Annotated in this window: 6 protein-coding genes; 5 read left to right on the forward strand and 1 reads right to left on the reverse strand. The window is 37.5% G+C overall.

Translation table 11 applies throughout. From position 1 onward, the window contains the following. Positions 1-92: 92 nt before the first annotated feature. The gene (polA, locus tag ABFR62_11460) at positions 93-2,921 is read right to left on the reverse strand and encodes a DNA polymerase I (GenBank protein MEN8139036.1); all 2,829 of its coding nucleotides are present in this window, start codon (positions 2,919-2,921) and stop codon (positions 93-95) included. A 463-nt stretch (positions 2,922-3,384) separates the two neighbouring features. Here polA and ABFR62_11465 point away from each other — a divergent pair, with 463 nt between their 5' ends. The 5 genes from ABFR62_11465 (at position 3,385) to ABFR62_11485 (ending at position 8,568) form a co-directional block, all read left to right on the forward strand. Next, entirely contained in the window at positions 3,385-4,776 is a 1,392-nt protein-coding gene (locus ABFR62_11465; protein ID MEN8139037.1) for an FAD-binding oxidoreductase, read from the forward strand. Between the two features lies 1 nt (position 4,777). Then, positions 4,778-5,698 carry a carbon-nitrogen hydrolase family protein gene (locus ABFR62_11470; GenBank protein MEN8139038.1) on the forward strand — a complete coding sequence of 307 codons (921 nt, stop codon included), beginning with the start codon at positions 4,778-4,780 and terminating at the stop codon, positions 5,696-5,698. A gap of 115 nt (positions 5,699-5,813) precedes the next feature. Continuing rightward, positions 5,814-6,608 carry a class I SAM-dependent methyltransferase gene (locus ABFR62_11475; protein ID MEN8139039.1) on the forward strand — a complete coding sequence of 265 codons (795 nt, stop codon included), beginning with the start codon at positions 5,814-5,816 and terminating at the stop codon, positions 6,606-6,608. A 218-nt stretch (positions 6,609-6,826) separates the two neighbouring features. Beyond that, a complete protein-coding gene (locus tag ABFR62_11480) occupies positions 6,827-7,936 on the forward strand; it encodes a nickel-binding protein (protein ID MEN8139040.1) in 1,110 nt (369 codons plus the stop codon). 185 nt (positions 7,937-8,121) lie between these two features. Next, entirely contained in the window at positions 8,122-8,568 is a 447-nt protein-coding gene (locus ABFR62_11485) for a group 1 truncated hemoglobin (protein MEN8139041.1), read from the forward strand. Positions 8,569-8,782: the final 214 nt, after the last annotated feature.

Raw genomic sequence — 8,782 nt, forward strand, 5'->3', positions numbered from 1 at the left:
ATTAAGCTACCGCCTCAATTACCTGGCAATCATGAACACAAACAAAAAATTAGTATTTGTAAATAATACTTAATGCAGAAAACCCTGCAAAATTAATGTGCTTCCAGCCAATTCTCACCAATTCCCATATCAACTGTTAAAGGAACATCGGTTTTAACAGCATTTTCCATTTCCTCTTTTATTATCGGCTTAATAATTTCGAGTTCACTTTTAAGGGCATCAAAAACCAATTCATCATGTACCTGAAGTAACATTTTCGACTTTATTCCTTCTTTATCAAACCTCTTCTTTATATTGATCATTGCAATCTTTACAATATCTGCCGCACTACCCTGGATCGGAGCGTTCACTGCATTTCGTTCAGCAGCCGAACGAACCATGGCATTACGCGAATTTATATCCTGTAAATATCTTCTTCTTCCTAAAATGGTTTCCACGTAACCATACTCTCTGGCAAAGTTTATCTTCTCATCCATAAAAGCCTTAAGATGAGTGTATGTATTGTAATAAGATTCAATCAGAGCAGCCGATTCTTTACGGCTAAGGCTCGTTTGCTCACTCAACCCAAATGCCGAAACTCCGTAAATAATTCCGAAATTAACTGTTTTGGCATGGCTTCGCTGTTCTCTTGTCACTTCTTCTAACGGAACATTAAAAACTTTCGCAGCCGTGGCAGCGTGAATATCCTCATTATTTTTAAACGATTTCACCATTTCAGGGTCTTTACTCAACTCTGCTATTAAGCGTAATTCTATCTGCGAATAATCCGCCGCTAACAAAACATGATTATCATCCCTTGCAATAAATGCTTTCCTGATAAGTTTCCCTTTCTCGGTTCTGATAGGAATATTCTGCAAATTGGGATTAGTAGAACTCAAACGCCCTGTAGCAGCAGTTGCCTGACTGTATGATGTATGAACTCTGCCGGTAGTTTTTTGTACTTCTTTTGGCAGAGCATCAACGTAAGTTGATTTTAGTTTTACCAGAGAACGATACTCCAGAATATCACGCACAATCTCGTGCTTAGGAGCCAATTTCGACAAAATTGATTCAGAGGTTTGGAATTGACCTGTTTTAGTTTTCTTTGGTTTCTCTACAAGTTGTAGTTTACCAAAAAGCACATCTCCAATTTGCTTTGGCGAACTCAAATTAAATTCCTCGCCTGCTTCGGCATAAACCTTATCTGTAATTTTACTAATATCAGCTTCCAATTCTACCGACATACCGGCAAGAGAATCCTCATCAATTTTTATCCCCTCGATTTCCATCGATGAAAGCACTTCAACCAATGGAATTTCAATATCTCTGAATAAATCCGTAGTTCCCGCTTCTTCTAATTTTTTCTCAAATAGTTCTTTTAACTGAAAAGTAATATCAGCATCTTCAACTGCATATTCAGTCTGATCCTGCAAAGGAACAGTTCGCATTGAAAGCTGATTTTTTCCCTTCTTACCTATCAGCTTTTCAATTGGAACAGGAGAGTAATTCAAGTATGTTTCGGCCAAAACGTCCATACCGTGTCGCATATCAGGATTAATCAGATAGTGCGCTATCATAGTATCGAAAAATGGCCCTTTTACTTTTATATTGTGATTTTTATTTGCTAAAACCTTAAGGTCATATTTCAAATTTTGAGCAATCTTTTCAATTTCTTCACTGTAGAAAAAAGGCTTAAACTCTTCCAGAATTTCAGCTGCTTCACCCTCAGGAATACTCAAATAATAACCTTTGTGTTTCTCCCACGAAAATGCTATTCCAACAAGTTCGGCTTCAAAAGTATTTAAAGAAGTTGTTTCTGTATCGAAACAAACCGATTTTTGCTTTAAAAGTTTGTCCAGAAGCATTTTTCTGGTTGCAGTAGTATCGACCAACTGATAAAAATGATCTACATTCTCAATCGTATTAAATCCTGTAGTATTCGTTGTTTCCGTATCTGCAACAGCAAATAAATCGCCCTGAACTCCTCCTGCTGAAGGAGTGATTACTTTCCGAACACTAACATCAGGTTCATCCTGCCTTACCTCAGAAATTGAAGCTCCATACATGCTCTGTACAGTATTCATCAGTCTGCGAAATTCCAGATCTTTAAACAACTCAGTCAGCTCTTCAATATTAGCTTTTTCGATAAGCACATCAGACTCTACAAAATCAATAGGAACTTCGGTTTCAATTGTAACCAGTTTCTTCGAAAGAAAACCTAATTCTTTATTAGCCTCAACTTTCTCCTTCATCTTGCCTTTTAGTTCATTGCTATGTTCAAAAAGACCTTCCATTGAACCGTAGGCTTTGATAAACTTCTTGGCTGTTTTGTCTCCGACTCCGGGAAGTCCGGGAATATTATCCGAAGCATCTCCCATCATCCCCAGATAATCAATTACCTGATCTACTCTCTCTATTTCAAACTTTTCAAGTACCTCGGGAATACCGAGAATCTCTACTCCGTTACCCATACGTGAAGGTTTGTACATGAAAATATTTTCTGAAACCAGTTGGGCGTAATCCTTATCGGGAGTCATCATATAAACTTTATAACCTTCCTTCTCTGCTTTCTTTGCCAAAGTCCCGATTACATCATCAGCCTCGTAACCATCAACAAATAACTGTGGGATCTTAAATCCCTCAAGAATTTTATGGATATACGGAATTGCCACCTGAATTCCTTCTGGCATAGCATCGCGATGCGCCTTGTATTCTTTGTATTCAATATGACGGAAAGTGGGTTTTGAAGTATCAAAAACTACAGCAATGTGCGAGGGCTTTTCTTTTCTTAAGACTTCTATCAAAGTATTTGTGAATCCAAGTATTGCAGATGTATCAAGCCCTTTAGAATTAATTCTTGGATTTTTTGCAAAAGCAAAATATCCGCGGTATATCAATGCAAAAGCATCCAGTAAAAATAGTCTGTTATTATTATCCGTCATGTTTCTCTAATTTGTTGAAAGCGTAAAAATAGCTTTTATTTTTCTCAGCCGGAAATTTGTTTTGGGTTGAGGTCAAATATAATGGATAGATTGTTTAAAGTGTAAAGAGGTAAATAATATCCCCCTATACCTATGACCATTTTATTTTTTTCGTCACCTTGAGCGGAGTGAAACGTAGTCGAAAGGTCTCAATCTCTATATTATAGATTCTTCGACTCCACTGCGTTTAGCTACGCTGAATATAAAGATTTCGCTCAGGATGACGCCTCGTACTTGTCATCCATGCACATGCCAGTCCGGTCAGGCGGATTGGAGTTTTTGAGAAAAAAACAGACCTCTGACCTAAAAACACCATCATTTGGAATGTTTATTACAGTTTTTAACATGTTGACGACCTAATTTTACAAATGACAAACAAACAATCCTTCAATAAGATCCCTATCAAACTAAAAAACAACATGTCATGAAAAATTTAGTTAAGGATATAAATCCGTCAATAATCGAAGAATTTACATCAACAATCAGAGGAGAAGTAACGCTTCCGGAAGATTCAAACTACGATGATGCAAGAAAACTGTTCAACGGAATGATAAATAAGCATCCGGGAGTAATTGTAAAATGTGTTGATGTAGCCGATGTTATCAGCTCGGTGAACTTTGGCCGTGAAAACAACTTATTGGTTGCCGTAAGGGGAGGAGGTCATAACGGCGGGGGATTAGGGTCGTGCGATGACGGTCTGGTAATTGATTTATCCGGCATAAAATTTATCCGAGTAGATACTTCAACAAAAACAGTTAGAGTTGGTGGAGGAAATGTTTGGGGGGAAGTAGATCATGCAACTCACCCGTTTGGTCTGGCAGTTCCTGCCGGTATAGTTTCCACAACCGGTGTTGGAGGATTGACCCTTGGTGGTGGCGTTGGTCACCTGTCGAGAAAATATGGTCTGACAATTGACAATTTACTGGAAGCCGATATGGTTCTGGCCGACGGAACTTTTGTAACTGTAAATGAGGACCAAAACACAGACTTATACTGGGCTATCAGAGGTGGTGGTAGCAATTTCGGGATCGTAACCTCATTTAAATTTCAGGCACACGATGTAAAATATGTTTTTGGAGGTCCTACCCTGTGGCCTATCGAAAAAACAGAGGAAATTATGGAATGGTACGACGGTTTTATTCACAATGCAACAGAAGACCTGAATGGTTTCATTGCAACACTAATAATACCGGGGCCACCTTTTCCGGAACACCTTCACAATAAACAGTTCTGTGGAATAATATGGAATTATGTTGGAGATCCGGAAAAAGCCGAAGAGGTTTTCAAACCAATAATGGATATGAACCCTCTGTTTGAACACGTAGGCGAAATGCCTTACCCTGCGATACAATCTTTATTCGATGCCTTACTGCCTCCGGGAATGCAATGGTACTGGAGAGCCGACTTTTTTAACGATTTAGGACCTGAAGTAAGAGCCAATCATCTGAAATTCGGATCTAAAATACCAACTCCTCTTTCTCAAATGCACTTATACCCGATTAGCGGTGCAGCTGCCAGACCATCCAGAGACGATACTCCGTGGGCATACAGAGATGCTAATTACGCAGGAGTTATTGTAGGGGTCGACCCAAGTCCTGAAAATGCAGATAAAATTACTAACTGGTGTAAAGATTACTGGAATGCACTACACCCTTATTCATCGGGAGGAGCATATTTAAACTTTATAATGGATGAAGGCCAGGAACGCGTTCAGGCAAGTTATAAAGACAATTACAACAGGTTGGCTGACATAAAGGCTAAATACGACTCTGGTAATTTCTTTAGTGTAAATCAGAATATAAAACCTGCTAAATAAGATGAATGAAGGCATAAAAGTAGCCGCAGCGCAACTCTCTCCTGTTTTCCTTAATAAAGAAAAAACGGTTGATAAAGCATGCGATGCTATTTCAGAAGCCGGAGCAAAAGGTGCTAAATTAATTGTTTTTCCCGAAGCATTTATTTCGGGCTATCCTGACTGGATATGGCTTATTCCGAACGGCAAAAGAACATTACTGAATGATCTTTATGTAAAACTTGTTGAAAATGCCATTTCTATTCAGGATAAAAGCATCGATAAACTTTGTAAGGCAGCAAAAAGTGCTAAAATAAACATTGTAATTGGTATGCATGAACGCAACTCTGAAACCAGTAATGCAAGCCTTTACAATAGTTTATTATTTATAAATGAAGATGGCAGTATATTAGGTAAGCACCGAAAACTTATCCCAACCGGTGGTGAACGACTCATATGGGCACAGGGCGATGGAAGCTCTTTAGGGGCTTATGATACATCAATAGGAAAGATTGCCGGATTAATTTGCTGGGAAAATTTTATGCCATTGGCCCGGAATGCAATTTATGAATCCGGAACTCAAATATTAGCTTCTCCAACCTGGGACAAAAGCGAGAACTGGCTTCAGTCTGTGCAACATATTGCAAGAGAGGGAGGTCTGTTTTTGATAAGTTGCTGTATGACCTTACAAATGAGTGATATTCCGGATGAGTATGAATTCAAAAAACTATATTCAAAAGAGAAGAAATGGATAAGTATTGGCAATAGCTGTATAATTGATCCGAACGGTAACTTTATGGCCGGTCCGATGGAGGCAAAAGAAGGTATTTTATATGCCGACATTGATCTTCAGGAAATAATTGCTGCCAAGCGAATGTTTGATGTAGCCGGACACTACTCAAGACCGGATATTTTTGAGTTTAATGTTATACCAAATACATTTTAATATAGGTCTGTAATTATAAAAGCAAATAACTCTGTTTTTTTGTAAAGACATACGATACATCGAAAATTACGCATGAACATTTATCACCTCTAAAAATTTTAACAGAGGTTAAAACATGAATAAAATAAACGTCAATTGGATAAGTGGAGACCCATATGATTATTTTATGGGAAGATGGAGTTCGTTAATCGCTCCCAAATTTATTAAGTGGCTTAATATGCCTCCCCATATTAGCTGGCTTGATGTTGGCTGTGGAACCGGAGCTCTGAGCGAAGCTATTGCCCAACATGGCGAACCTCAAAATATATCATGCATTGATACATCGGAAGAGTTTATAAAAATGGCAAAAAAAAGACTTTCAGGAAATGGAGAATTTGTAGTAGCAAACGTATCAGATATACCATTTAAAGACAATAGTTTCAACATAGTTGCATCTGGTCTGTCGCTAAATTTCTTCCCAAACATAGAAAATGTCTTATCTGAAATGAAACGGGTTACAAAACCGGATGGGACTATCGCCGCTTATGTTTGGGATTACGCCGACAGGATGGACTTCTTAAGATATTTTTGGGATTCAGCTTATCAGGTCGATTCAAAATCACGCAAACTTGACGAAGGAATTCGTTTTCCTATATGTAATTCTGGTGGATTAATAAATTTATTTCAGAAAGCAGGATTAATTAATATCGAATCCTCTGCTTTAGACATTTATACTGTTTTCAAAAATTTTGAAGACTATTGGAAACCGTTCCTGGGAGGTCAGGGACCGGCACCGGGATATATAAATTCTTTAGACGATGAATCAAAGGAAAAGTTAAAAAACAATATACATGAAAGATTGCCCACTGAACCGGATGGCTCAATAAAACTATTGGCAAGAGCCATAACAATTAAAGGACTGTACAGGTAAAAAATATAGAAAATAAGTTCTATTGCTTTAATTTTAGAACAGAAGTTGCCTCCCGGGCCGGAAGCGATCCATAGAGCCCATAGAGGCAACTTCACTATTGTTAAACAACTTTATTACAGGTAATTAAAAAATAATCATTATATTTACTCAGTCTAATTAAGTTTAACGAGTTCGGAGTATATCAAACCAAATTCGCGGAACGCATAAAAATTACAATCATGCCAATATACATGGATCGCCACGATGTATCGGAAACTGTAACTGCTGAGATTGTAGCAGGATTACACCAGGAGGATTTAAAAATAGAACACAAATTTGGATGCAGAGGGTTAACATATTGGTTCGACGATAAAAGAAAAACAGCATTTTGTTTGATCGAAGCCAAGGACAAACAAAACATTATAGACATGCATAACCATGCTCATGGCGAAGTTCCACACAGAATAATTGAAGTAGATGGCAGTATAGTTGAATCTTTTCTCGGTAGAATAGAAGATCCTGAAAAAGCACAAAACACCAATCTGAATATAATAAACGACCCTGCATTCCGGACTATCATGATCGTTAAACTACATCAGGAAACATTAAATCCAACAGACTCGGCAGACATATACACAATCTTCAACAAGCAGATAAAAAACATTAAGGATTTACTCCTTCAATCCGGAGGAAATATTGTAAAACATGAAGATGGATTCTTTTTAATTTCATATAAATCTGTTTCGGATGCTGTAAGCTATGCGTTAAAAATACAGACAGAATTTAATAAATCAACTGCTCCGGATAAATATACAACACTGAAAATAGGTTTAAATGCCGGAGTTCCGGTTACCAATAAGAATTCAATCTTCGAAGACACCATCAAACTTGCCGAAAGCTTATGCGAAACCAACGGCCGCGAAATTGTAATGACTTCGGAAGTAAGAGACCTGTATATAAGCGAAAAAATGAACACACCGATTGATAACAGACTAATCAACGTACTTACTAAGAATGATGAAAAGTTCGTAAGTAAAATCATGGGCTTTGTAGAAGAAAAATGGCGCGACACAAACCTTAAAGTAGATGACTTCAGTTCGGGATTAGGACAGAGCAAGTCGCAACTTTACCGAAACATGATGTCGGTATTTGGCAAATCTCCAAATTCATTCTTAAAAAACTTCCGACTTAATCAGGCGAAAAAATTACTGAGTAAACAAAGAGGTAATATATCCGAAATAGCTTTCGAAACAGGATTTAGCAGTCCGTCGTACTTTTCGAAATGCTTTCTGAAAAAATACGGCATCATACCATCTGACTTTCTGGTTTCCAGAACAGTAGCTCAATGATATAATGGGTTAATGGGTTAATTAGGTCACTCAATCTTTCCGTCACTGCATCACTGAACCAAAATTACAAGTCTTTGAACTATTTGTTACTGAGCAATTAACATCCTAAAAGTAACTTTGAATCAACAAAAAAGCATTAAGAATGTTTAATTGTTCATTTTAATAAATAATCAAAATTTGAAGTTATGAAGAAGTTATTCTCAATTGTATTATTCTTATCAATAATGGTAAGTGCCTGCGCCCAAAAGCCGAGCAAAGATGAAGGACCAAGTTTATTTGACCGCTTAGGAGGTACAGAAGGTATCTCTATGATAATAGATGATATGGTGGATATCCACATGAAGAATCCTGCAATAAATGCCCGTTTTCTTCCGGATAAAGGAACTGAAAAATTAGAAGTAACAAAACAACACGTCAAAGATTTTTTAAGTGCCGGAAGTGGAGGACCTGCAGAATATAAAGGAAGAGATTTGGTCACTGCTCATAAAGGGATGAATATACAACCGGAAGAATTTGTTCATGCTACAGACGATTTAATGATAGCTTTGGATAAAAACAACATTGATGAAGCCACAAAAAAAGATGTTCTGTTTATTCTCTGGGGGCTTAAAAGTTCGGTTATCGGTAAATAAACTATCCCTGAATAAATACATATACAATATAGTAAGTACACTCATGTTTTATATAGTTTATATGTTAAGACCGAAGAACACTTTATATTCTTCGGTCTTAAGTCTCTTTTATCTTTCCTCTTTCCTGCCTGACTGAGTCACGAAGGCAGGCATCTTTCATCTTTTGTCTTTCATCTTTTGTCTTTTATCTTTTATCTTTAGCTCGCTGGCACTC

The sequence above is a fragment of the Bacteroidota bacterium genome, from assembly GCA_039714315.1.
Taxonomy (GTDB): Bacteria; Bacteroidota; Bacteroidia; order Flavobacteriales; family JADGDT01; genus JADGDT01.

Coding starts and splice junctions, on each gene's coding strand:
- polA (MEN8139036.1), bottom strand. CDS start 2,921: ATGACGGATAATAATAACAGACTATTTTTACTGGATGCTTTTGCATTG.
- ABFR62_11465 (MEN8139037.1), top strand. CDS start 3,385: ATGAAAAATTTAGTTAAGGATATAAATCCGTCAATAATCGAAGAATTT.
- ABFR62_11470 (MEN8139038.1), top strand. CDS start 4,778: ATGAATGAAGGCATAAAAGTAGCCGCAGCGCAACTCTCTCCTGTTTTC.
- ABFR62_11475 (MEN8139039.1), top strand. CDS start 5,814: ATGAATAAAATAAACGTCAATTGGATAAGTGGAGACCCATATGATTAT.
- ABFR62_11480 (MEN8139040.1), top strand. CDS start 6,827: ATGCCAATATACATGGATCGCCACGATGTATCGGAAACTGTAACTGCT.
- ABFR62_11485 (MEN8139041.1), top strand. CDS start 8,122: ATGAAGAAGTTATTCTCAATTGTATTATTCTTATCAATAATGGTAAGT.